This window comes from Petrachloros mirabilis, from assembly GCF_975968855.1.
Genome location: NZ_CDLUDY010000253.1, coordinates 12,531 through 36,948, shown reverse-complemented (window position 1 = coordinate 36,948; position 24,418 = coordinate 12,531). Strand labels below are relative to the sequence as shown.

General features: G+C 54.8%; 26 protein-coding genes. 15 read left to right on the top strand and 11 right to left on the bottom strand.

What is annotated here, in order from left to right; all coding sequences use genetic code 11:
• Positions 1 to 878 (bottom strand): hypothetical protein (locus ACWVCN_RS10690; protein WP_455245667.1); only part of this gene is annotated, 878 nt, incomplete at its 3' end.
• Between the two features lie 105 nt (positions 879 to 983).
• Here ACWVCN_RS10690 and ACWVCN_RS10685 point away from each other — a divergent pair.
• Positions 984 to 1,427 carry a ferredoxin-thioredoxin reductase catalytic domain-containing protein gene (locus tag ACWVCN_RS10685; protein ID WP_455245666.1) on the top strand — a complete coding sequence of 148 codons (444 nt, stop codon included), beginning with the start codon at positions 984 to 986 and terminating at the stop codon, positions 1,425 to 1,427.
• Between the two features lie 541 nt (positions 1,428 to 1,968).
• Here the strand turns inward: ACWVCN_RS10685 and ACWVCN_RS10680 are convergent.
• From ACWVCN_RS10680 to ACWVCN_RS10655, 6 genes are all read right to left on the bottom strand, one after another.
• Entirely contained in the window at positions 1,969 to 2,427 is a 459-nt protein-coding gene (locus tag ACWVCN_RS10680) for a hypothetical protein (RefSeq protein WP_455245665.1), read from the bottom strand.
• Entirely contained in the window at positions 2,418 to 2,843 is a 426-nt protein-coding gene (locus ACWVCN_RS10675; RefSeq protein WP_455245664.1) for a glycine zipper family protein, read from the bottom strand. Before ACWVCN_RS10675 ends, ACWVCN_RS10680 begins: the two co-directional genes overlap by 10 nt.
• Positions 2,844 to 2,847: 4 nt before the next feature.
• The gene (locus ACWVCN_RS10670; protein ID WP_455245663.1) at positions 2,848 to 3,156 is read right to left on the bottom strand and encodes a DUF167 domain-containing protein; all 309 of its coding nucleotides are present in this window, start codon (positions 3,154 to 3,156) and stop codon (positions 2,848 to 2,850) included.
• A 20-nt stretch (positions 3,157 to 3,176) separates the two neighbouring features.
• Positions 3,177 to 3,995, bottom strand: a complete 819-nt coding sequence (locus ACWVCN_RS10665) for an AAA family ATPase (protein WP_455245662.1) — start codon at positions 3,993 to 3,995, stop codon at positions 3,177 to 3,179.
• 180 nt (positions 3,996 to 4,175) lie between these two features.
• On the bottom strand, positions 4,176 to 7,676 hold the full coding sequence (locus ACWVCN_RS10660; RefSeq protein ID WP_455245661.1) for a PAS domain S-box protein: 3,501 nt from the start codon (positions 7,674 to 7,676) through the stop codon (positions 4,176 to 4,178).
• Positions 7,673 to 9,175 carry a phosphatidylglycerol lysyltransferase domain-containing protein gene (locus ACWVCN_RS10655; RefSeq protein WP_455245660.1) on the bottom strand — a complete coding sequence of 501 codons (1,503 nt, stop codon included), beginning with the start codon at positions 9,173 to 9,175 and terminating at the stop codon, positions 7,673 to 7,675. The genes ACWVCN_RS10660 and ACWVCN_RS10655 overlap by 4 nt, the downstream gene beginning before the upstream one ends.
• 190 nt (positions 9,176 to 9,365) lie before the next feature.
• Between ACWVCN_RS10655 and ACWVCN_RS10650 the strand changes: the two genes are divergently transcribed.
• The 10 genes from ACWVCN_RS10650 to ACWVCN_RS10605 all read left to right on the top strand — a co-directional run bounded on the left by ACWVCN_RS10650 (position 9,366) and on the right by ACWVCN_RS10605 (position 17,665).
• Positions 9,366 to 10,379: a GGDEF domain-containing protein gene (locus tag ACWVCN_RS10650; RefSeq protein WP_455245658.1), complete on the top strand. Its 1,014-nt coding sequence runs from the start codon at positions 9,366 to 9,368 to the stop codon at positions 10,377 to 10,379.
• 223 nt (positions 10,380 to 10,602) lie between these two features.
• Positions 10,603 to 11,907 carry a hypothetical protein gene (locus ACWVCN_RS10645; protein ID WP_455245657.1) on the top strand — a complete coding sequence of 435 codons (1,305 nt, stop codon included), beginning with the start codon at positions 10,603 to 10,605 and terminating at the stop codon, positions 11,905 to 11,907.
• Positions 11,908 to 11,919: 12 nt separating this feature from the next.
• The gene (locus tag ACWVCN_RS10640) at positions 11,920 to 12,171 is read left to right on the top strand and encodes a glutathione S-transferase N-terminal domain-containing protein (RefSeq protein WP_455245656.1); all 252 of its coding nucleotides are present in this window, start codon (positions 11,920 to 11,922) and stop codon (positions 12,169 to 12,171) included.
• A 14-nt stretch (positions 12,172 to 12,185) separates the two neighbouring features.
• A complete protein-coding gene (locus tag ACWVCN_RS10635) occupies positions 12,186 to 13,379 on the top strand; it encodes a KamA family radical SAM protein (protein ID WP_455245655.1) in 1,194 nt (397 codons plus the stop codon).
• Positions 13,376 to 14,530 (top strand): 2'-deoxycytidine 5'-triphosphate deaminase, encoded by a 1,155-nt coding sequence (locus ACWVCN_RS10630; RefSeq protein WP_455245653.1) that lies wholly within the window; start codon positions 13,376 to 13,378, stop codon positions 14,528 to 14,530. The genes ACWVCN_RS10635 and ACWVCN_RS10630 overlap by 4 nt, the downstream gene beginning before the upstream one ends.
• Positions 14,531 to 14,535: 5 nt before the next feature.
• The gene (locus tag ACWVCN_RS10625) at positions 14,536 to 14,949 is read left to right on the top strand and encodes a hypothetical protein (RefSeq protein WP_455245652.1); all 414 of its coding nucleotides are present in this window, start codon (positions 14,536 to 14,538) and stop codon (positions 14,947 to 14,949) included.
• Between the two features lie 12 nt (positions 14,950 to 14,961).
• Positions 14,962 to 15,663: a TIGR04283 family arsenosugar biosynthesis glycosyltransferase gene (locus tag ACWVCN_RS10620; protein WP_455245650.1), complete on the top strand. Its 702-nt coding sequence runs from the start codon at positions 14,962 to 14,964 to the stop codon at positions 15,661 to 15,663.
• Positions 15,664 to 15,700: 37 nt separating this feature from the next.
• Positions 15,701 to 16,495, top strand: coding sequence for a TIGR04282 family arsenosugar biosynthesis glycosyltransferase (locus ACWVCN_RS10615; RefSeq protein WP_455245649.1), 795 nt, complete (start codon positions 15,701 to 15,703; stop codon positions 16,493 to 16,495).
• Between the two features lie 13 nt (positions 16,496 to 16,508).
• Positions 16,509 to 17,243, top strand: coding sequence for an SDR family NAD(P)-dependent oxidoreductase (locus ACWVCN_RS10610; protein WP_455245647.1), 735 nt, complete (start codon positions 16,509 to 16,511; stop codon positions 17,241 to 17,243).
• Positions 17,244 to 17,260: 17 nt separating this feature from the next.
• On the top strand, positions 17,261 to 17,665 hold the full coding sequence (locus ACWVCN_RS10605; RefSeq protein WP_455245646.1) for a hypothetical protein: 405 nt from the start codon (positions 17,261 to 17,263) through the stop codon (positions 17,663 to 17,665).
• A gap of 51 nt (positions 17,666 to 17,716) precedes the next feature.
• Here the strand turns inward: ACWVCN_RS10605 and ACWVCN_RS10600 are convergent, their stop codons facing one another.
• From ACWVCN_RS10600 to ACWVCN_RS10590, 3 genes are all read right to left on the bottom strand, one after another.
• Positions 17,717 to 18,040, bottom strand: a complete 324-nt coding sequence (locus ACWVCN_RS10600; protein ID WP_455245645.1) for a glutaredoxin family protein — start codon at positions 18,038 to 18,040, stop codon at positions 17,717 to 17,719.
• Between the two features lie 12 nt (positions 18,041 to 18,052).
• Complete coding sequence (locus tag ACWVCN_RS10595; protein ID WP_455245643.1) at positions 18,053 to 18,292, bottom strand: BolA/IbaG family iron-sulfur metabolism protein; 240 nt, start codon at positions 18,290 to 18,292, stop codon at positions 18,053 to 18,055.
• 168 nt (positions 18,293 to 18,460) lie between these two features.
• Positions 18,461 to 18,625 carry a hypothetical protein gene (locus ACWVCN_RS10590; protein WP_455245642.1) on the bottom strand — a complete coding sequence of 55 codons (165 nt, stop codon included), beginning with the start codon at positions 18,623 to 18,625 and terminating at the stop codon, positions 18,461 to 18,463.
• A gap of 257 nt (positions 18,626 to 18,882) precedes the next feature.
• On the opposite strand from ACWVCN_RS10590, the gene ACWVCN_RS10585 reads away from it, so the two are divergent.
• The 4 genes from ACWVCN_RS10585 (at position 18,883) to ACWVCN_RS10570 (ending at position 23,548) form a co-directional block, all read left to right on the top strand.
• On the top strand, positions 18,883 to 19,317 hold the full coding sequence (locus ACWVCN_RS10585) for a response regulator (protein ID WP_455245641.1): 435 nt from the start codon (positions 18,883 to 18,885) through the stop codon (positions 19,315 to 19,317).
• 99 nt (positions 19,318 to 19,416) lie between these two features.
• On the top strand, positions 19,417 to 20,484 hold the full coding sequence (locus ACWVCN_RS10580; RefSeq protein WP_455245640.1) for a sensor histidine kinase: 1,068 nt from the start codon (positions 19,417 to 19,419) through the stop codon (positions 20,482 to 20,484).
• The gene (locus tag ACWVCN_RS10575) at positions 20,481 to 22,979 is read left to right on the top strand and encodes an ATP-binding protein (RefSeq protein WP_455245639.1); all 2,499 of its coding nucleotides are present in this window, start codon (positions 20,481 to 20,483) and stop codon (positions 22,977 to 22,979) included. Before ACWVCN_RS10580 ends, ACWVCN_RS10575 begins: the two co-directional genes overlap by 4 nt.
• Positions 22,952 to 23,548 (top strand): Tll0287-like domain-containing protein, encoded by a 597-nt coding sequence (locus ACWVCN_RS10570; RefSeq protein ID WP_455245637.1) that lies wholly within the window; start codon positions 22,952 to 22,954, stop codon positions 23,546 to 23,548. Before ACWVCN_RS10575 ends, ACWVCN_RS10570 begins: the two co-directional genes overlap by 28 nt.
• Positions 23,549 to 23,865: 317 nt before the next feature.
• Here ACWVCN_RS10570 and ACWVCN_RS10565 read toward each other — a convergent pair whose 3' ends face one another.
• Positions 23,866 to 24,309 (bottom strand): bactofilin family protein, encoded by a 444-nt coding sequence (locus tag ACWVCN_RS10565; protein WP_455245636.1) that lies wholly within the window; start codon positions 24,307 to 24,309, stop codon positions 23,866 to 23,868.
• Positions 24,310 to 24,418: the final 109 nt, after the last annotated feature.

The following is a 24,418-nucleotide window of genomic DNA, read 5'->3' as shown; positions in this document are numbered from 1 at the left end:
GTCTGCCGCAGGTAGGACAAGGTGGCATCTGCATCTTTCTCCGCCAGCAAGGCCCCGTATTGTAAAAGTTTGACTTGCCATTCCCTTGACGGAATCGCGCGAAGCATTTTGGGGGACTCTGCCAACCAGGCTATTGCAAGCTCAGGTGAATAGTCCGCAAGTTGCGAGCCGATTCCCACAACTTTCGCGCGGAGAGCTTCCTGTTCAATGTCGCCAAGAATGGCAGGACTGGTTCTGAGAAATTCGATCGTCGCGATGTAGTCCGGCTTTCCGATGACATTCGGCCTGATCAGTTTCATCCCGAAGGAGAGCCAACTCTTCACCTCGCTCAGCGGGAGTACCGGCGCCACCGCCGCAATCTGCCTGATGTATTCCAGACCGACCACGACATCGACCTGCGTCAGCTCCACGCCGATCTCAAGCCAAGGCCGAAGCTGTTCGCGGGGGATCACTGTCAGGATTTGTGGCGCGGCTCTGAAGTATTCCAGCACCACGTTGGCATCTTCCTCCGCCAATTCCAAGCCAACAGTGAGCACGGCAGCCCGCGCGTCATTCTCCTCGATGACACCGAGAATCACAGGACTCTCTTTAAAATATTTGAGGGTCGTCGCACCAGACGATTCCGCCAATGCGACACTGAGATCGAGCCAGGGGATGACAGAGGAAAATCCTGCCCGCCGATCCAGCTCGGGCAAGGCCTCGATGGCCGCGCGCCCGGCTTTCTGAGACACTTCGGCCAACTCATCCAATAACGTCAGGACCGCGGCCGGTTGCTGACCAGCAGCGATCAGCTTCGTGACAAGGAGCTCCGCCATCGAGCCACCCAACTCACCGGCAAGCGTGTCGATGAGCCTTCTCGCAGCCTCTGATGACTCCACTGAATGGTCCTTTGGTGAACGAGAGAATTAACGGATTGTCAAGCACGCTTCAGCGCTTGTACACTATGCGCGCGCGAACAGGCAAGAGCTAGAAGAGGAGATCAGATGGCTGAACCGAAACAGGAAAGTCTCGACAAAATGTGGAAATATGTGAAAGGTTTCGCCGAGAAAAGCGGGACTGCGATGCATCCGAATCCTGCCGTTACCGAAGCGGTTGTGAAGGGCCTCGCGATGCACGTCGACGAACTCGGCAAGCCGCTGTGCCCGTGCAACTTTTACAAAGATAAAGCTGCCGAAGCTAAGCTGCGCCGCTGGATCTGCGCTTGCGACGAGATGCAGATCTACAAGTACTGCCACTGCCTCTTGTTCGTCCGCGAAGATGGGATGCCCATTACCGAATACCTGCCGGAAGGCCATGAAGGACGGGAAATCTACGGCGTCGTCACCGACCCGACACCGGATAAAGGACGGGCGCTGAGGCACAAGGCAGAATTCAATGTCAAAACAACCAATGGAGATTCGTCAGAAACCAGTCCGATAAAGAGCTGAACCTCTCCCGAACAACTTCACGAATTCAAGTCCGATAGGAGAGCAGTTTCTCCAATTATCGCGGGTCCTGCCATGGCAAAAGCCCCGCCGTGCAAAGGGAGGGGCTGCTCCGTTCACCGCGCCACCCGTAAAAGAGACTGTGTTGCTCGGCAACTGTGATGTAACTAACAGCTTATTATCAGAGTCTCGATTACTGAGGAGAAGATGAACCGACAGAAGTCCATATAATTTACGAGTTCGAGAAAGTCTAAGCCATCTCAGGTCTTGCAATCACACATCCCTTGCCTCCGCCCCTCAACTAACTGCGACTAACTGACTGTACAGTTCTTGGATTTCTCCTAAGATGACCACCGCTGGCCTAGTCCGGAAGGGGGTGTCGGGGGCGAGGACGCCAATTCCTTTCTTCTTGGACCTCTCCCCACACTGGAGGGATGAATGGGGGTGACCTCTACTGCGCGCGTTGGACGAGCACTGCCCGCAACTTGAAAATATGGATGAGTCTTGCGTGCCGCGTTCCGTGAGCAACAGAAGTCATCCCATTCTAATTCCATCCTTGCACGTCGTACCCCTTCTCAGTCAGACAGCGCACGACGAAATCAGCATATGCCGGATCGGGATCGAGCGGCTTGTAGGCGCCACCGACGAGGCCGATGATGAGCCCGAGCCCCGCGCCCGCTGCCGCGCCAATCGCGACACCAGTTGCACCGCCGATTAAGCCGGACGAGGCACCGACGGCTGCGCCACCGACGACACCAATCGCGGCACCTGACGCCATGTTGCCGGTACGGCTCGCCGTATCTGGATTGAGGCCTGCTCCCTCGGCCTTGTAGCGGCAGGCATCCAGATCCAATTGCGCCGCCTCCCGACCTTTGAGTTGCAGCTTGGGATTGGGCCGTAGAATTGGCTCGGGGGTAGAACAAGCTGAGAGGGCGAGTGTCGCCATGCTGAAGGCTGTCAAGAGAGCGATCGTTCTCCCACTCTCCAATCTTGTTACTGCCATCCAGTCACCTCATACCCTTTTTCTTGCAGGCACCGATTCACGAAATTCGTATAGGCCTGGCTGGGTTGAGATGAACCGGCGCTGAACAGACCGGTGAGCAAACCCCAGACGGCGCCGCTGGCTGCGCCGATTAGCGATCCGGTTCCCGCTGATCCGGCGATGGCCCCGCCAACTGCACCGCTCGCTGCGCCTACACCCGCTCCGACGGCTGTATTCGTCGCAACACGTTCACCCTTACCGCTGCCTTCGTCTGCTCCGGCCGATTCGGCCAGTTCTTTGCAACTTTCGATGTCGTGTTTGGCTACCTCTTTGCCAACCGACTGATAATGCGCGTTCGGATAGAGCACCGGCTTCACACTCGAGCAGGCGCTGAGGAGCACAATTGTGCAGAACCCCCACCAGGCCGCCCGCGTCATCCCGTTACCGGTCCTTTCTCTTCTCGATCAAGCAAGCCGCGACTTGTTCCGCCGTCACCCCTTGCAAGCGTATGCGTTTGCGCCGTCCGTTCGCACCGGATTGGAGGTGAATCGCGGAGCGAGCGATGGAGAACTCCTGTGCGAGGAAACGGATCAGTTCCTCATTGGCGGCTCCGTCGACCGGCGGAGCTGCCACACGAATTTTCAAGGCATCACCATGGACACCGACACATTCGGTACGCGAGGCTTTCGGCTGGACATGAACGTTGAGAACGGCTCCATCTGTGCCGTCCTGAAGGATGGTCGTCCTCATTCGTAAGGGAGAGGCGGGTGTCAGAATATCGCCTTTGTGAGTTCCATAATGCTGCGCTGCATGTCCGGATCGTCGGTGATCGGCCTGGCGATTGCAACGTCGCAGGCCCGCTCGATGGCGATACCTTCGTGAATCAACGTACCGGCATAGATCAAGAGCCTGGTACTGACCCCTTCCTCCAGACCATGGTTCTTGAGATTCCGGACCTTTCCACCGAGTTTGACCAGTCCAGCGGCAATTTCTGGCTTCACCCCCGCTTCGCGCTGCACGATCGCCGTTTCGACGTCGACGGGGGGATAGTCGAATTCGATTGCCATGAAACGCTGCTTGGTGCTCTGCTTGAGATCCTTCAAGACGCTTTGATAGCCGGGGTTGTAGGAAATGACCAGGAGAAACTCGTCGGCCGCTTCGATAACCTGGCCTCGTTTCTCGATCGGCAGGAGGCGGCGATCGTCGCTGAGAGGATGGATGATGACGGTTGTATCCTTGCGCGCTTCGACGATTTCGTCGAGATACACGATCGCCCCGTGCTTGACGCCGAGGGTGAGCGGTCCATCGACCCAAACGGTTTCCTGCCCCTTCAGGAGATAGCGCCCGACCAAATCGGATGCGGTGAGATCTTCATGACAGGCCACGGTAATCAGAGGCCGCCCCAGCCGATAGGCCATGTGTTGAACGAAGCGTGTCTTGCCGCAGCCGGTGGGCCCCTTCAACATGACAGGCATCCGGGCTTTGGCCGCGGTTGTGAAGAGCCCGACTTCGCCTCGAACTTCTGCGTAGTAGGGTTCCTGCTGAATCCTGTACTGACCTACGTCGAATTCCCGTCCCTTGTCCGTCATCGGATTGCCTGAAATATGATGGTGCTTTGCAGCAATTTCCTCACGGTAATTTGTTTCGTCGAAACCTCGCTACCTACTTTTACCCCCAATGGCTGACGCGGCACAATAAACGGAACCCGGCAGGAAGATCAAGCAAGGCCATTTCCGCGACAGTAGTGACGCCGCGCCTATCAATTTATGCTATGCCACTTTGGTGCCATCCAGCACATCGCGCACCTTCTTAGCCAGAACATTCGGCGTGAACGGCTTGGGGAGAAACGAGGCACTCCGTGCTATCCCGCCCTGTTCGAAAACGGGGTGGTCCGGATAACCCGACATGTAGAGTACTTTGATACCAGGTCTCACAACTTGAATTTTTTCCGCCACCTCTGGACCACTCATTTGCGGCATCACCACATCCGTCAGGAGCAAATGGATCGGGCCTTGGTGTTTGGCTCCAGTCATGAGAGCTTCAATTCCGTGACGCGCCTCCAAGACCGTATACCCGTGCAGTCGCAAGGTTTCGTGAACAAGGCCGCGGACCGCCGGCTCGTCCTCCACCAATAGGATTGTCTCCCGGCCATGGTTCGCCTCTCCGGCGTCCAGTGACCCTGCGACGCCGTCGGCCTTCTGTTCAACTAGCGGGAAATAAATCTTGAACTTGGAGCCCTGTCCCGGCTTGCTCTCCACAACAATGTTCCCGCCGCTTTGCTTGACAATCCCATAGACAGTCGAGAGTCCCAGTCCGGTTCCCTTTCCTTTTTCCTTCGTCGTGAAAAACGGCTCAAATACATGGGACAGCGTTTCCTCATCCATTCCGTGACCGGTGTCCCGAATGACCAGCTGCACATAGGCCCCGGGTTTCGCTACCGTCGGGTTCAGACGAGCCGTTTTCCCGATTGTCACATTGCGTGTTTCAATTGTGAGTCGCCCACCCTTGGGCATGGCATCGCGGGCATTGACCGCCAGATTCATGATGACTTGTTCAATCTGACCCGGATCAGCTCTGATCGCACCGGTTTGGGGATCGAGTTCCGTGCAGAACTCAACAATGTCTTCGCCCAACAACCGCCGTAACATGCCGCCCATGTTTGCAATGAGCGAATTCAGATCGATCACTTTGGGCGCCACAAATTGGCGGCGACTGAAGGCCAAGAGCTGCCGGGTCAAGCCCGAAGCCCGATCTGCAGCCTTCTTCACCTCCGTCATATCCTTGTGCATCGGGTCGTCGGGTGTGAGTCGGGTCAACAACAATTCACTGTAGCCACGAATCACGGTAAGGAGGTTGTTGAAATCATGGGCCACTCCGCCGGCCAACCGCCCAACTGCCTCCATCTTTTGCGATTGACGCAGTTGATTCTCAGCTTGTCTCAACGCCTCTTCGGCCTTCGCACGTTCACCGAATTGCCCGAGTTTTAACGCGACGTCCTCGATCATTTTCAAGAGTTCTTCTTCAGGCACACGAACCTGGCGGCTGTACAATTCGACAACCCCTTCAATTTCTCCTCCGATCCTCACCGGAAATCCGAATGCGCCGTGAAACCCGACTTGGCTCGCCTGTGCTTGACGCGGAAAATTAGTATCGGTTGCCACATCAGTGATCCACGCGGGCTTTCCGCTGGTCCAAATTCTTCCCGGCAAACCTTCGCCTGGCTTGAATGTCCGCTCCCACGTTGCGGCCAGAAACGTATCCGCATCGAGCTGCCGACCGACCCACTGATCAAGGCACCGAAGAACCGATGCGTTTTTGTCGACCCGCCAGAAGATGCCGCAATCCCATTCGAGATTCTCCCCTATCGCCAGCATGATCTTGGGAACCGACTCTTCCACTGTCCGCGATTCGGCCAAGACGCGCGTAACGGCATATTGCGCCGTGAGACGTTCCTCGGCACGCTTGCGCTCCGTGATGTCTGAAAATGACACCACTACGGAAACCGGAAATTCCTGTCCCTCCCCGATCAGCGGGCGGGCATTCACATCGATCCACCGCAACTTGCCGTCCGGCCTGAACACCCCCAGCACAACCCCAGAGTAAGGTTGACCCGTACGAAGCGTCATGGCCGCCGGATGTTCAGCTTGGGAAACATCTGAGCCGTCTTCTCGAATTAGGTGCCAACGCGGATCGTATAACGAACGATTGTTCAACTCGGCCAACGTAAGACCCAAAATGCGTTCGGCGCTCGCATTGCCGGTTCGAAAGATCCCTTCCGCATCGATCACCACAACTCCTTCATCCAGAACATTGACTACCGACCGGTACCGCGCTTCACTCTCTCTCAAGAGATTTTCAGCCTCCCGCCGTTCAGTAATATCTCGGATAAAGGCGCTGAAAAAGATCGTGTCACCGATTCGGACCGGTGAAACCGCTAGCTCGACGGGGAACTCCCGTCCTGACCGATGCAGGGCCAACATTTCGATACGACGATTCAGAATATGGGTCTCGCCGGTCGCCAGGTAATGACGGAGTCCGTTCTGATGGGCCTCTCGGTCCCTCGCTGGCATGATCAAACTGGAAAGCGGTTGTCCCAGCGCCTCTTCCCGTGACCAGCCGAAAATCGTAGCCGCTTGACTGTTCCAGTCCGTTACGATCCCGCTCGCATCAATCGTCACCAGCGCGTCGAAGGCCGTTTCGACAATCGCACGATTCCGTTCCTGGCTTTGGAGCAATGCAGCTTCGGCTGCGCGGGCCCAGGAACTTTCCTGTTGAGCCTGTTGGTATTCCGTTCTCAGTTTGGTGGTTGACCAAAAGAGCAGCCCCATCATCGGCAGCCACACGAGGACTCCTGTCACTCCGACCTTCCATAAGATCGGCCGGATTGGACCAAGTACGTAATCCCGATCCATCCTGGCAAGGACGTGCCAACCCAAGCCGGGGAAATCGTCGTACCCTTTCATTTGCGCATACCCCGTGACGACATACCGGCCGCGATAGTGCTCCTCGACAAAACCCGGCTCACCGGTTCGACCGGCAAGAGCCGACGGCAAATCCTGGTCCTGTCGATTCAGCTCGCCTTTGTTCCCCGTGGACGAGTCGACGAAAATCACTCCCTGTTTCGTGACCATTTGAAATGCGACCGGCCCCGTGAACTCCTTGCGTTCCTCCAATGACTGCATCGTCCCGATCGTCACATCTTCCAACACGGACATCGCCACACGTGTCGTGACCACTCCAAGAAAGGTCCCTTCCGCGTCCAGGATCGGAGCGGTGAACGACACTGTTTCGATGCCGTCGTCGCCTTCGTGAGCAGCCACATCATCGATCATGATCCGTTGCGTCTTGTACGCCTGCCGAAACCAATCGGATCGGCTGAAGTTCTGCCCTTGGAGAGACGAATCGGTAGAGGCCACCATCACACCCTGACCATCCGTCACACCAAGCCAGAGATAGACGGGGGAATAATTCTTCTTCACCCAGCCGAGGTAGCTTCCAAGGTAACGGCTATCCGACGAGCGCAACGCGAACGCCCGCGCCATCATTTGAACATCGCCATAGCGCTCGAGGAAGAGACGGTCCAGTTTGTCTGCGACTTCCGCAGCCGCGATTGTCAACTCTTCGCCCGCCGCCGCAATCAGCCGTTCTTCTACGTTACGGAGTATGAAGACACCGGCCAGAAAGGCGACCAAGTTCATCAGAATGATCAGCTGGGGCAGCCAGCGATAGCGAGCCGAATTGAGTGGTTGTTGGAAATCCTGTGTGTTCATGCGCGTGCGGTTTCCGTGCAGATGAAATTATCGATTTGCGCCACGGGTCCATACGCCTTTTTCGAAGAGCGCAATGCTGCAAGCCCTGAGTCATCCATTGTATTGATGAATTCAGCCCCTTGCGCCAAAGCATTCCGACAGGTGTCTCTGAACAGGAATTGCGCAAGACCGGGTATCGTCCGATCAGCTACTTCGAGCAATACACACCACGTACGGCGGTCTAGCCAATATCCGAAGGTATACGCTCGAACGACTCCGTCAACGCGAAGGACCGATCCAACCAGTTCCAGTTCCAGCCCATGTGCCCACACCGCCTCATGGACAGACGACGCATCCTCGAGCAATGCGGCGGCGAACGAATCGCTCGCTTGCGATGTCTTTTGCCGTCTCCAATCCAAAAAGAGTGAACGACATTCCGATCGATTACTCGTGCAATACGGTTCAATCGTGATACCCCGTCGTTCCGCGCGGTTGCAGAGGGCCCGCTGCGCCTTGTAGCGATCGCCTGCCAACGCCGCCAGATCGAAAGCCCTGTAAAGATAGTCGGGTTCCTTCGACGTAAGCCGATAGCCCTTAGCCTTCAACGTATCGGCAAGAAACGCCGGCACATTCTCGATTCGGCTCACAGCCGATTCTCCGTTCCACCGATGCATTGCCGAGAAAGCTTCGCGTATCGGGTCATCCAAAGTCCCATCGGTGAGCGGCGGCAACGGCATGAACCAACCATCGGGTGATTGCGCAAAAAGACAGAACGCCCCGGCCGCCTCCATCCACCAATGAGGAAGAAGCCCGTTCCAGACATAGTGATAGTCGGCCGAATAGGCCGCGAGGGATTGGGGGCCGCATAGGCCGGATCGATCAAGAGCCGCTTTAAATCGCGGAAGATCCTCCCATTGCAGCCGGCGAAGAGGTCGAGCACCCCACTGCTCTAACAGAGCCTCGGTTACCTCCGGAAGGGACGACAATGTGACGACATCTGACTGGTAGGAACCGATCAACCGCGGATGATTTGCAATCTCTCGAATGACGTTTGCTTGAAGCAACAGGCTCTTCACGCGCTCCGCATGTGCACGGACCGAGTCAGCAACCTGTTCTTGCACAAAAGGGCACTTAGCGTCCCATCCGAGTTGGACTTCGTTGTGGGTCTCATTCCACATCAACGCCAACGGATAGAGTTGGCAATCAAGCGGTCGCTGTTCATATATGCGGCAGGTTCTGTTCTCAGCATCGAAAACAGGGCAATGAAAGCCTTCTCCCTGCAAATCCTTCACCAGCGAGATCTGAGAGCCTGCCCGATCGGGGAAAACACGCCCCTCAACTCCGGCATCGATAGCCCGGGAAATTTCTCGACCAGTAAAATAAGGCCGTAAGGGGCTATCCGCATCGGGAAATCGGCAGCATACCTCACATTGGACACATCGGCTGCTCGGAACCAATTGAGGAAGCTCGGACAGCCCAGCATCGGATCCCGATCGTGTCTTTGTTTCCAGAGCGGTCATAGACGTCGTAATGAGAAGCCATTCTAGCACCATTCTCCCAGGGGGCCTACTATGGGATGTTTTCCGGGGATGTTTCCGGTGCAGATCCCGTCTCTCAGAAAACACCCATTTTCTTGACCCAGCTCTGCGTGACTGAAATACTACAGCCTAAAACATTCCAACTATTTGTTACCTTCTTTCAGGTAATACGATGGCATCTTCTCCGAAGATCCCGAAGTACGACCCACAAGTCCTTTTGAATTCCCAACCTGTCATCATTACGGTAATCGATCCGATCACGTACAAGGTCGTGTTTCAGAATCAGACCTCTCAAAATAAGTTCGGCGACATTTCCGACTTCACGTGTCACGAAAAAATCGCCGGTTGTGCAACTCCCTGTACGTTCTGCAAAATGCCCGAAGCGATCTCGACCGGGAAACCAACAGCCAGCGAGGTCCCTCTCCCGAACGACGAATTTCTCCTTGTGCAATGGGCACAGGTCGAAACTTCAACCGGAGAAAGACACGTTGTCGAAACGATCACCGACGTCACGGCAATCAAGCGGCAACAAGCGGAAGCCGAAGCCCTCGTCAAAAACCTGTCAAGCACCAATAGAGAGCTGATCCAAGCCAATCAGCTTTTGCGCGACCAATCAATACGAGACAGCTTGACCGGTCTCTACAATCACTCCCATTTTCAAGAAACCTTGACCCTCTTGTGTGCGCTTGCGACCAGGTCCATGAGACCGCTCTCGCTACTCTTCATCGATCTCGACAATTTCAAACAGATCAACGACGTCTACGGGCACACAATGGGCGATCAAGTGCTTCGTGAAATTGGCTGGTTGCTGGACAGCCTGCAAGGACCCGGACGCAGCCTCGCCAGAGCAAGCGATTTCGCCGCCCGGTACGGAGGAGAGGAATTTGCCCTCATCCTTCCGGACACCTCTATGGACGGGGCTCTTAGCGCAGCCGAACGACTCCGACGGCGCGTGTCGACCCTCACAATGCTGCCCGAACTGACGACATTGAACAGCCAGTCCTTCTCGCTCACTTGCAGTATCGGTATCGCCTCGTTTCCCATCCATGCATCGATTCCTTCGGACCTCATAGTTGCCGCAGATGCCGCTGTATATGCAGCGAAGCGGGCGGGGAAAAACTGCGTGCGCATGGCAACCCCTTCGAACCCCTCTCCGGCCATTCCTGCTCCACTTGTACGTTCCTAATGCCCGTGTTACGATTCGACACGCCTGACCTTAGGCATGACCGGTGATATGAACCAATTTCCTGTCTGATTTGGCTACTTCCGATCTACTTCACCGCTGCTCCACTATTCGCAAGTCCCTCATTGAAGCGGGGCTTTTTGCGCCCCCTACAGGGGAATCCACCCTCTTGTTATCAGGTCAAACAACCGTTCTCAATACGTGGCGTATCGGAACTGAACCATTCATGCTCGAACAGGACCAGCTGGCCTTCTTTCGTGCTCTCGGTCCACAGTTGCTCAAATTTTATCGCGCCCTCAATCGCCTCTATATCGATAGCTCGCGCGGTACCCAGCCGGCATGGGTGGCAGCCTATCTCGACAAAGGAAAGCCGGAATGGTTGGTGTCTTTCAGTAGAATGAAACGATTTCGAGATCACCTTCCGGCCGTTATCCGACCAGACGTGATTCCCACCCAAGACGGCATGGTCATCACCGAACTGGATTCGGTCCCCGGCGGAATCGGCCTCACTGGCGCCTTAAGCCGAGCCTACAACGATTCGTTACCTCACCCCGTACAGATCGTCGGCGGGCGCGACGGAATGATCGAGGGGTTCACCGCCATGTTGCAGGACCAGAAAGGTCAAGCAGAGGGGGCTCTTGTAATTGTCGTATCGGAAGAAGCGAGGGACTATCGGCCGGAAATGAAATGGATGGCCGAGGAACTGTCGGCTAGAGGACTCGATGCGTACTGTGTGGAGCCACGACAGGTCCGTTTTACAGAGGAGAAGCTCTTCGTGATGACAGAGGATCGCGAGATCCCTGTGGCTCTCATCTACCGGTTCTATGAATTGTTTGATATTCCTAACATCCCCAAGGCTGAACTGATTCAGTATGGGGTGAAAAAGGGGCTCGTATCTGTGACTCCTCCATACAAGCCGGCATTGGAGGAAAAATCCGCCTTCGCACTCCTCCATCACCCCCTATTGCATCAGTACTGGCAAACGGCGTTAGGAGAAGATGTATTCGTTCACCTCACGACCATCATGCCGCGCACGTGGATATTGGATCCGACTCCGGTTCCGCCTTCAGCCGTGATCCCCGGCCTTTCAATCGGAGGACGCGCGACGATGAATTGGAGTGACCTCGCCAGCGCGACACAAAAGGAGCGGCATTTCGTCATCAAACCATCGGGGTTTTCCGAGCTGGCGTGGGGAAGCAGGGGTGTCTCAATTGGCCATGACCTGCCGCAGAATGAATGGGCTGCAGCCATTGATTCTGCATTGAGATCCTATACCAAGACCCCTTATGTGTTGCAGGAGTTTCACAAGGGCCGACAGTACCAGTTCGACTATTTCGAACCGGAGACGGAAGAACTGCACTCCATGTCAGGACGGGCCCGGCTCTCTCCTTTTTATTTCATCACTGGCGATCAGGCTGAATTGGCTGGTATCCTGGCGACAGTATGCCCCTCGGATAAGAAGGTAATCCACGGGATGAAGGATGCGATGATGCTGCCTTGCGTTATACAATCCTTGAACAGGGAGTGTTAGCATACCACTGATATGATGACGCTCTACCACGTCGATTGGTGTCCTGAATGCGAAGTCGTTCGGCGGAAACTTGTGGACCTCAAGATCGAGTACGAGAGCATTCTTGTCCCTGACTTCCGACCCTTCCGGAAGGAAGTTTTTTCTGTTTCCGGGCAGTACTATGTTCCAGTGCTTCAAGACGGCAACACAGTATTGAGTGACACAGAAGAAATCTTGGCACACCTTGAACGCGTAGCCGCCACTGACCGTCTCACCAACGGTTGAACGGGAGAAGTTCAATGGAGGAATGGAGACGCATCCTCGCTGCCAGCATCGTTAAACCGAAAGATCTTGCCGATCGCTTCGGGCTGGACGAACAGGAATTGGAAGCGATTGTCGGTCCCTATCCCATGCGGATCACTCCGACCGTTTTGAACACCATTAAGGGTAAGGGTGATGCTATCTGGAAGCAGGTTGTGCCTGACGCTGAAGAATTAGGCGACATCGACGCGGAAGACGATCCGCTGGAAGAAGACCTGATGAGTCCGGTGCCCCACCTGGTCCATCGATACCCGGATCGGGTCTTACTGATGGTCACGAACCAATGCCCGATCTACTGCCGTTTCTGCACGAGGAAACGGCTGGTCGGCAAGCCGGGATTTTTGAAGAAGGGTGAACTTGATCGCGCTATCGCCTACCTCCGCGACCACACGGAGGTGCGGGATGTCATCCTTTCGGGCGGAGATCCTTTGCTCTTGCCGGACCATTTATTGGAACGTATCCTCAAGGCGCTGCGGACCATTCCTCATTTGGAGCTAATCCGCCTTGGCTCGCGGGTCCCCGGGACTTTACCCGAACGGATCACGCCAAGGTTATGTGAAATCATCAAGAAGTACCATCCGATATACATGAACTTGCATTTCAACCATCCAGACGAATTGACTCCGGCCGTGAAGGCCGCCTGTGGGATGCTCGCTAACGCAGGAGTCCCGCTGGGGGCGCAAACCGTGCTCTTGAAGGGAGTCAACGACGATCCGGAAACAATGAAACGCTTGGTCCACCAGTTATTGCTGGCGAGAGTCAAACCCTATTACCTGTATCAAGCCGATTTGACGAAGGGAACCAACCATTTCCGTACCACGGTTGAAACTGGGCTCAACATCATCAAGGCCCTGCAAGGCCATACGAGCGGGATGGCGGTGCCGCATTTCGTGATCGATGCTCCAGGCGGCGGAGGAAAAATCCCGCTCCTGCCGGATGACTATATTGTCCATATGGACGAAGACGGAGCCGTGCTTCGAAATTACGAAGACAAGACGTTTCATTATCCCCAACCCAAGACGGGCACCGCCCGTGAGCTTCCCATGGTCGGTGCAAGAGCCTCGTACGACGAGCCGACCGAGGCCTTCGCATCCTGCGGCGATAGCTACCTCGATCACGACGGCTATTCCACTTGGGGCAACAGCTGCGGCGGAGATTCGGACGACCTGTGACTAAGAAGCCAGCCCAGGGAATTCTCCCCTATCAACAGATCAAGCGACTCATCTCAGCCAACGCCGTCACAGCGCCTGTGGCTATAGAGGACCGCCAAATCCAACCGGCCAGCCTCGACCTGCGGTTGGGGAAGAAAGCCTATCGGCTTATCAGCAGTTTCCTTCCTGAATTGTCGGCCATCTCCGGCCGGCTCAATGTGATGGACTTCTATCAATCCGATCTCGTGATGTACGAAATGGATCTGAGCGGCGGAGCGATTCTCGAGAAAGGACATGTCTACCTGGTACCATTGCTGGAATCGCTGAAACTCCCCGGGGCTATCCGCGCCAGAGCCAACCCCAAGAGTACGACAGGACGGCTCGACGTCTTCACACGAATCGTCACCGACTTGAATGCCGGTTTCGATGAAATTCGCGCCGGGTATCGTGGACCGCTCTATCTTGAAATTGTCCCGCGATCGTTTGCAATCAAGGTCAAACCAGGCCAATCGTTGAATCAGATCCGATTCATTCGAGGGGAAGCCGCTGCGCCGGACTCTGCACTTCAGAACTTGCACCGGAACGAGCCTCTTCTTTATCACAACGTTCCGAATCGCAAGCCCTTGCGCGCGAAAGAATTTCGGACGGACCGGGGACTTTTTTTGCGCATTGATCTCAAAGGCGAAGAGGGATCATCCTCCACCATCATCGGCTACCGCGCCAAAAAGAACAGCCACGTCATCGATCTCTCCAAAATCGGTCACTACGCGGCGGCAGATTTTTGGGAGCCTCTGTACCGGCACCGGCAGGACAGCCTGCTTTTGGAACCGGAAGAGTTCTATATCCTGGCTTCAAAGGAACGGATCCGTGTGCCTCCCGATTACGCAGCCGAAATGGTGGCCTATGAAGCGGCCTGCGGAGAACTTCGCACCCACTATGCCGGATTCTTCGATCCAGGCTTCGGCTACGGGATTGACGGCGAGCTTAAGGGGACACAGGTCGTGCTGGAAGTCCGCCCCCATGATGTGCCGTTCCTGATCCATGATGGACAAACGTTTTTCAAGGTTGTATATGACAGGATGCTTGATGTCCCCGACCAACTCTACGGTGTCGGGCTTGGCTCATCCTATCAGCAGCAGGCCCTCACCCTCAGCAAGCATTTCAAGGCGTAATCCTTATGGCACCTACGGATCTCCCAACTCCACCAGACCAGTCTCAGCGACCGCCAGCCCCGCCGGGAGGATCGGAAGGCGAGGAAGGCGGAGGCGATCACCAGATGCGCGTCGCCGGATTGATGGTCGGGACAGCCCTGATGTTTATCGGATTTTTGAACGTGTTTCTATCCATCAGCGGAGGTTTCGAAATCAACGTGGTCCCGTTTTTGATCTACTTCGGGGGACTCGCCGTATGGGCCAATGCCGCGATTGAGAATCCGATGACCAGATACGGAATTATGGGCGCAGCCCTCGCTCTGGCAGCGGGATTCTTCCACTACGGTGAAGTGCTGTTCTGGCACAAGCAAGTCCTTTTCTGGTTCACCGTCGTCTTCGTCATGTTCTTCATCTTTCGCGAACCGAAAAAGTCAGCGTGACCTCGCGACACAGTGGTCATTTCCGTCATTATCCCTACCCTCAACGAAGAAACCACGATCGCTGAAACACTTCGCCACACCTCGGGCCTCGGATTTGAAGACATTATCGTCGTGGATGGGGGAAGCAGCGACCGAACGCCGGACGTCGTCCGCACACTCAGTAACAAGAACCAGGAATACTGTGGAATCCGTTTCCTCACTTCGCCACCGGGACGTGGGCGGCAAATGAACGAAGGCGCCAGAGCCTGCCGCGGCGAAACCCTCCTATTTCTCCATGCCGATTCACGCTTACCGGATAAGGCCGCACAGCTCATCGCAAGTTCGCTGACGAATCCCGGACTCGTCGGGGGCCGCTTCGATGTTCGATTCGACAGCAGTACGGTTTGGGCACGCACGATCAGCACGTTCATGAACGGGCGTTCCCGAGTTAGCCGTATCTCAACCGGCGACCAAGCCATATTCGTCCGCCGCGAGATATTCGAACAATTGGGTGGATTCGCGGAAATTCCGATTATGGAAGATATCGATTTCAGCACGAGGCTCAAACGTCTCGGCCCTATCGTCTCTCTACGGGAAACCGTGACGACTTCGTTTCGACGATGGAAACAGAACGGCCCTCTCCGAACTATTCTCTTGATGTGGACCCTCCGATTCCTGTATTGGCTCGGTATCAGCCCTGCCAGGCTGGCGCACCTCTACAAAACTGTTCGCTAACTGAGGTGGCGCGCACTGTTAGGGGCCGGAGGAACAGATGCGTCGACCGCGAGACAGACAAACCCCTCCTTCTCCCATCAGCCGCCCAACACCCTTCACCTCGAACTCGCAGCGCGGTGAGAGCGCACTAGTGATCTTCGCGAAGGCCCCAACTCCTGGTCAGGTAAAAACGAGACTATGCCCTCCGTTGACTCCAGACGAAGCCGCAACCCTCCACGGCAGTTTCGTGCTCGACACCCTCGAACGGACGAAAGTCGCAACAGTCAGGTTGAAGCTGCCGGTTGATCGCTATCTCGCCTGCGCCCCTTCGTCGGCGCTGACATTCTTCAAGATCATGGAGGAACGGCAGGGAGTGAACTTAATCGACCAGGAAGGAGAGGATCTAGGCATTCGAATGCATCGAGCATTCGAGACTATGTTTGCCAGGGGGTACCGGCAGGTCCTCATTGTCGGGACCGACGTCCCTTCCCTGCCGCTCGACCATTATAAACAAGCAGTGGATCTCCTCGAAAAGTACGACGTCGTATTCGGCCCGGCCTTGGACGGAGGATATTACATGATCGGCCTCAAAAAACCGGTGCCGGAGCTGTTCAAGAAGATCTCCTGGTCTACCGATCAAGTCCTCGCTGAGAGCTGTGAGAAATCGAAAAGTCTTGGATTGAGCGTCGGGTTGATTCCTGAATGGCGCGATGTCGATAGCATCGACGATCTCCAGTCACTCATCGAGGCCAGCGCCATCGACGCCAAGAAACCGAAGCAAGAGCAGTCGTTTTCCGGGCGAACTGCGGGGGCATTACAGCTGATCGCCAAACGGCTGAGGACACGAGTATGATGAAAGCGTGACCATGAGCACCAAGGTTGCCATAATCACAGGTGGAGCCAAAGGAATCGGCCGTGGCATTGCCCTCGATCTTGCCTCACGGCAATGGAAGATCGCATTCTGCTATCGGACGAGTGAGGAGGAGGCCAAGAGCACCGCTACAGCCATAATGGAACGGGGCGGAGAAGCCCTGGCGATCCGCTGCGATGTATCGAATCCCAGCGCGGCGAAAGAGATGATTGCACGGATTGAAAAGGAGTGGGGGCAAATCGACGTGCTGGTGAATGGCGCGGGCCCCTACCACCGCGTGAACCTGTTTGACGAAACGATCGAAGGGTGGAAGGAGATGTTCGACGGCAACCTCCATCCGATTTTCTATTTGGCGCAAGCAGTGGCACCGGGCATGAAGGCCAGAAAAGCTGGCCGTATCATAAACTTCAGCATGGCGAATGCAGATCAAATGATTTCCCAGCCGGATGTCACAGCACACTACATTGCTAAAGCAGGAGTTTTGATCCTGACCAGAACCCTCGCCAAACTTCTGGCGCCCCACGGCATCACCGTAAACGCCGTATCACCTGGCTTCATTGATTCAGGCAGCGCGCCGCCGGACGAATTGGCAGGCATGACAAAGCGGATTCCTGCCGGTTACATCGGGACTGTCGACGATACGGTAGCAGCCGTCCGCTATCTACTGAGTCCGGAGGCGAGATATGTGAACGGCGCCAATATTCAGATCAGTGGTGCATGGGGGATATAAGAGGGAGATCAGAGAAGATGAAGTCAGATGATGAAACTCAGTCTCACAGACGATTCATCCAGGCCCTGCAACATGAGCATATAACCTGCACCAAACCCGGCTGCGGCGGGCTAATGGATGCGTTGGATGTCACGCCTCACAGTGCCCGCATCAAGACATACGAAGCCACTTGTGAACGCTGTCATTTAGCGGAAAAGATCACGGGCAAGGAAAAGCACCAGCCGCCGTGGGATATCGCCTCGATCACGATGATGGCAGAGATGCACCTCCTTCACGATCAGCCAACCTGCCCCTTTGACGATACTCCTATCACCTTCATTTCTCTGCCTAATCCCCGTCGCAAGGCCCGATATCGCTTATGCTGCTACTACTGCGGCCGCCACACCGAATTGAACTGGCCGCCTCCGGAAGCGAAGCGGTAAACCCGGGACACAGCACCGAGGGCTCTACATCTGGAATTCCGTCACCATATTTCATTTCCCGAAAGCTTTTTTCAAGAGCGGCTCGATCTCGCCTTTCGCAGCCATGGGATCAAGAATGTCAGTATCGCCATAGAACGTCCCATCGATGAATACTTTCGGGAGTGTCGGCCAATTCGTCATTTTCGTCAGAGCTTCCCGCTTCACCGGGTGGGAAAGCACATCGATCACTTCATAGGGGTATCCATACTTGTCGAAAAATTGCATAGTTTCCCTCGTAAAACCACACATCGGCATAGTCTTGGTCCCCTTGCCGTAAATGAGGATTTTGTGCGCCTTCACTTCCCTCTGGATTTCCTCTTCTATCGGTTCTGCCATTAGATGCCTCCTTTAGCTCTCGTCTTTCGTTCTTGCGCTCAATTCCAACGCATGGATGCGACCATCCTTCAACGGCGCGTCAAGTGCTTGATAAATCATACGATGCCGGTCCAATAAGTTTTTCCCTTGAAAGGCATTTGAAAGCACGACAACCTTCAAATGATCCATCGTTCCAGTCTTGTCGGTCATCGTCACGACGGCATCGGGTATAGCCCGTTTGATGTATTCAGTGAGCGTTTCCTGGGTAATCACATCGGCCTCCTTGCCGGAAGGATACCGTAGCCCCTTTCCTAAAGGCAATTCGAGAGCTTGAACTAGAAGTTCAGCTGCGTCGGACTATACCTATTTCGATTCAGCGTTGAATCATTTGTGATTCTTATCGTGTTCACCCACTCCCCCTTTACGATAGTCTACCCCGCTTCATTCATACCAATAATCGGATGCTTCCCCCTTAAACAGCGATTCCTTCTGACCAAGGTACGGAACTTGGTTCATAAGACCGGATGGAGTAGTCGGCATCGGAAGACTCACGGCTTGGAACAACATGATAATCGCTGCAACACCATTGCTGTGAAGTTCCCTCATGATTCTTCTCGTATGCGGTTGATCACTGTGCGCAACGTTAGCAACAGCCAGATCGGGGTACCTGGTGGTGGTTTTCAATCAATCTGGTCGATATCAGCCAGTATCAACAACTCGAATCGAATACGGGAGCGCTAAGTAGTTGAAATTTTGCTGAATGTTCAACTGAACTAGAGGGCATAAGTGTTGCTCAAGCAATATAGCGTGAGCCCCAATGACAGTCACTACACAACCTTTTATTTCTCACAGAGGAGGACAACATGGGTGAATTTACTTCAGGATTCTTCATGGGAGACAAGGCCACAAACGGTCGCGTCCTGATCGTCGACGACGAAGCGGATATCAGGAAGGTTGTCCGAATGACCCTGCAGAAGGCGGGGTATGATGTCCTCGAAGCGGAGGACGGGGGAAAAGCTATTGAAACCATAAATGCGGGGGAGAACAAGTTGCTCCTGGACGTCCTCATCTGCGATATCCGCATGCCAAAAATTAATGGAGTTGAAGCCATTGCTTACTTCCGTGCCAATTATCCCAGAGTACCGGTGATTGTCCTCACGGGATTTCCCGACACGGAGATGGCAACGTCGATGCTCCGTCAGGGCGTCGTCGATTACCTCGTCAAGCCAGTTGAGGGAGAAAAACTTCGCGAGTCTGTCGCGCGGGCAATGGAGCAAAGGGAGTTGGCTCGTTTATGACAGGGCCTGTATCATGTTACATGGATGGCAACTCCACAGATGCAATAGTCCAGCGGAGGGTTGAGACGCCCTCGCCTTTTCATTAAACAGGGGAATTGGGTGCAGAACATAACGGACAGATCTGTCGTCACCCAACTCAGTTCGATAAAAGTTGCGATTCTCGGTGCAGGTCGAGGAGGGGTGGCTCTCCTTGACCTGCTTCACCAAATTCCCTCCATTCAAGTCGTCGGCATAACGGACCGTGATCCCCTCGCTCCAGGGATTCAGCGTGCCAGAGCCCTTGGTGTCCCAGTGATCGAAGAAGTGGAAAGACTTGTCAGCAATCACGGAGTCAATCTGATCATGGATGTGACGGGTGATCCGTCGATGGAGCAGTTTATTCACACCCACAAAGGAGCGGGGGCGGAAGTTCTGACTGGATCAGGATCGCGCGTCTTATGGGAACTCGTTCAGCATGAGGCCAAACTGCAGTCGGAATTGTTTCATGCTGAAAAGTTGGCGGGTATTGGCTCCTTTGCCGCCGGTATCGCTCATGACATCAATAATCCGCTGCAGTTGATTATGGGCTTGGCAGAAAATCTCGCCGAGGAAAAGGATGTGGGAAAGGTTCATGAGCAGGCTCGAGACATTGTCGATGCGGTGCGCCGGACGAGCGCCATCTGTCTGGATCTGACTCGGTATGCCAGGAAAACCACGTCTCGGGATAATTACCTTGTGCACGTAAACGGACGTCTCGATGAAGCGCTGAAAATCGCCCGTTACGCGACAAGTTTCCACGATATCCTCGTATCCAAAGATTATGAGGAAGGCCTCGCAATTAGGGGGAATCCTGACGAACTGCTTCACGTATTTGTGAACCTGATCAGCAACGCGGTTCAGGCGATGGAACAGGACGGCGGAACGCTCACCCTGGCCACGAAGGTATCCGACGAGGGAATCACGGTAAGAATTACCGATACGGGCTGTGGAATTCCAAATGGGTTGCAAGAACAGATTTTTGAGCCTTTTTTCACCACGAAACCCGCGGGTAAAGGCACAGGGCTCGGGCTCTTTAACGTGAAAACTGTCATCAACAAGATGGACGGGAAAATCGGTGTCGAAAGTCATGTAGACCGCGGCACTACATTTACGATCACCTTCCCGCCGATTTCAGAGGTACCGTCGTGACTCACCCCAAGACACAGTCACCGGCCTCCACCCGCGGATGGAGGTTGCGGACCAAGCTGATCGTCTCGATGTTGCTGGTAGGGGTCGTCCCGCTGCTGGTCGGCCTCGGAATGGCATTTTGGCAAGGGTCGAAAGAAATCCGGGAAGTCAGCGGGGAAAGCTTCAAGGCCTTGGCAACGGAAGCCGCAAGAAAACTGGACATCCTTGTTGCCGAGGAAATTGCCCGAACTTCACGAATAGCGACGGATCAGGTTATCGTGAGAGAACTTGAGCGGAGACGTGACGCGCTTCAGGAGACAACTCCCACCTCCGGAACTTCCGGCAGTAAAGACATTCAGAAACAATGGGAAGCACAAAACCCCGCTACGGTGAAAAGTCTTACCGAGAATCCGATCGCGGTTCTGTTGCAGCAATATTATGCAGGCACATTGAGCGAGCCCGATCAATTGATTCCCCTTGTCGTGCGTGGCGCAACTAAGATGTTATTCATTACAGACATACGGGGCGATCTCGTCGCGGCGCTCACGACAAAACCCGCGTTCTCCAACGCACAGACCGATTGGTGGAAGGGAGCTTTCAACAAAGGTGTCGGGAAGCTCTACATCCAGGATGTGCACTTCGACGAACAGGCTGAGTCTTATGTGTTTACGATTTCGCTCCCGATCATGGATAGTTTGCGATACGAAGTCGTCGGGGTCTTACATCGAACCATCGACGCGAAGGAGTTCTTCTCCCCATCGATACAGCCGATCAGATTCGGCAAGACCGGGCACGTGATGTTGATCGATAGCCGTGGCATCGTGATGAGTTGCCCGATCCTCCCAACCGGCGTGAAGATTTCGGACGCGGCGCTCATCCCTCTCGTCACTCCCATGCACCCCGGGTGGGCTGACGCACCAAGTGACGGCCATGGCGGAAGTTCCTCCTCCATCATCGGGTTTGCTCCGCTTCCTGAAACAAGCCGAGCCACGAACGGCATGTTGGAAGCCGGTACATGGCACACATTCGTTTGGCAATCATCTGATGAGCTTTTTTCGCCGATCAAGCACCTCTTCACCTGGATGACCATATTCGGAGTGATCGCTGTGGTACTCCTAGCAACCCTGGGATACTTAGCGGCAACCCGAATCGTCACTCCCGTACGACAACTCCAACAGGCTGCGGAAGCCATCGGTCGAGGCGAGCTCAAGCAATCCATTCGGATCAACACTGGGGACGAGCTCGAAGCGTTGGCTGAAGACTTTAATCGTATGAACAGGCAACTTGAAGCGGCGTTTGCAGGCTTGACCGATCAAGTCACTTTGAAGACTCAGGAAGTGCAGTACTTACAAAGATCAACTGACGAAATCCTCGATGCCGTTCCCACACCCGTCCTGATCGTCGACGACCAGGAAAACGTGCAATATGTCAACCGTACAGGCCGAGAAGCCTTTGGACTCCCCGACGACCTCGACTCCGGCAAACGGCTCTTTGAGATCATCCCCCTCGAATCCTCACTCGAACAACGGTTGCGGGAGGAGCTTTGGCACCAACACTTGACTGAAACCGATGCTTCGTCCGTCGGCGACGAATCAGTCCGAGAAGATCGCATCAGAGACCCCCTTGCGCCTAGCAAAGACGCCGTGCATAGCGGACGAACGGGCGAACTGCATATAGGCAATCATGTGTACCAATATCAATGGTTCCGAGTTAGCGGGCGGCCAGGCCAGCAAAACCGTATCGGACTCGTCCTCCGCGATACTACTGACGATAGTCGCATCCAAGAAAAGCTGCTCCAGGCGGAGAAATCCAGAAGCCTGGGCGTCCTTACAGCTGGAATTGGCCACGAACTCAACAACCCGCTCTTCGGTATTGTGGGATTGGGAGAAGCGCTTCAAGAAGAACAAGACCCTGCGCGCGTGAAGGCCTATGCCCAGGACATCGTCCAACAAGGCAAACGTATGGCAGCGATCATCAAGGATTTCACGGGAGTTGCGGCACGCGAAACATCTGACGAGCGGGAGGTCGTTCATCTGGAACGAGAACTCGATGAGGCCATGAATGCCGTCACGGCAGGCCTGGCTCCTCCACAAGTCACCGTCGAGAGGCACTATGCAGGCGATACTACCGTACTGGCGCATCCGGACCAGTTGCGGCAAGTATTCACCAATCTCCTGATAAACGCAGTCCAGGCCATGAAGGGGAAGGGGACTCTATGCCTCTCGACCGCTGCCACCGGCGGATCTGTTATCACGACGATAAAGGACTCCGGTACAGGCATTCCGAAACAACACCTTTCCAAAGTATTCGATCCATTTTTCACGACAAAAGGACAGGGCGAGGGGTCGGGGTTAGGATTGACTGTGGCTCGCCGCATCGTGAGGAAGTTCGGCGGAGATATCCGCTTGGAGAGCAGCGAAGAACAGGGCACATCCTGCATCATCACCCTTCCACTCTTACCTTTTTCGCCCTCGTCAAAGGAGACGTCATGTACCGCTTCGCCGTCCCGTGCCTAGCTGCAGTTGGCACAATCTTAATGGTTGTATTTTGGTGGGGCACTGCCGCCTACTCCGGAAAGGAGCAGGCAGCCAGCAGTTCCGGGATACCTCCTGAAAAGGTTGCGGGCTTCGTCCATGCCGTCCTTCAGGCGGATCGAACGATCTACACCAGTCAAATCGTGAACCGGATGCAAGAGAAGGGCATCGTTTCGGCAGCGGAGCACTGGGAGCAGGAAAATGCCCTTCCGCTCCCAGCCCAGTTTCTCCAACATTCAGGTCGGTTGGTCGCCGAAAGCGGCCAGGGAATTCGTTACCGGCTGATCGGTTTATCACCCATCTATCAACGCAACGCACCGGCCACGGATTTTGAGCGCAAGGCTCTTGAATCATTGAATCGTTCGCCTAAGTCTCCAGTGACCGGCATTGTGACCAGTGGAAAAAAACGATACTTCCAGGCCATCTATCCGGACCTCGCCGTCTCAACTGCCTGTATCAAATGTCACAATAGTCACCCTCGAAGTACAAAACGAGATTTCAAATTAAACGATGTGATGGGCGGGATCGCCATCATGATTCCAATCGAGTAAACGATAATGTGATACCGGTCACGGCGTCCGCTGAACTCCCACCCCTGGTCGACGCTGATTCGCGATATCACCCTCGACAGTTCCGCAGGGCAGCAAGCAACTCTCGCATAGGCCACAGGCCTGAGATCGGATCGATCTCCTGGCCATAACACGGGAAACTAAATTGGCCTGAACTGCGTGACCGTATGCATCCGTAGAACGAGACCGGAGGTTGAGAGATGCTGCGGTTGAATTACGAGCCTGTTCCTCAAGCAGACGAACTCTCTATTCTGTTTTGTATTACACGATAGGCCAGAGGGGCAGGGAAGGTAATCTCGTTAGGCTGTCGATTCTTTCTCCAGCACAATGACTTGTTTACCTCGATGGACTGACAACTCTCGAATCGCTCCCGGCAACTTAGGGAGTTCCTCGGACCATCCTGTAACTCCCATGTCGGTCGTGCCTTGAAGTTTTGCGCCGTCTTCCATCATGAGCACGGGTGTATGAACTTCTCCGATCAGAACGCCTGTCTTCAAGAGCTGGACCCGTTCGACGGCATGGACGGTTGCCTTGATCCGACCGCTGCTGACGACCGTACCGGCTGTAATCGTACCCTGAACCAAGCCCTCTTCCCCGATGATGACTTGACCTTTGGTGTGAATGTCTCCTTCGAGTCGGCCATCGATTCTCACTGTCCCCTCGACTCGAATCTTCCCCGTCAACTGCACGCCTTTTGCTAGAAGCGTGATATTGTCATCTCCACCAAACGCGTTCTTTTTCATGCGTGACTCCTCCTCAAATCCAGAGGCCAGCTTACATCAATACTCTGGCAGAGCATAGCAGTTTGTTGAAACAGACGCCCGCCTGGATCAAGCGATGCCTTGTTTGTTA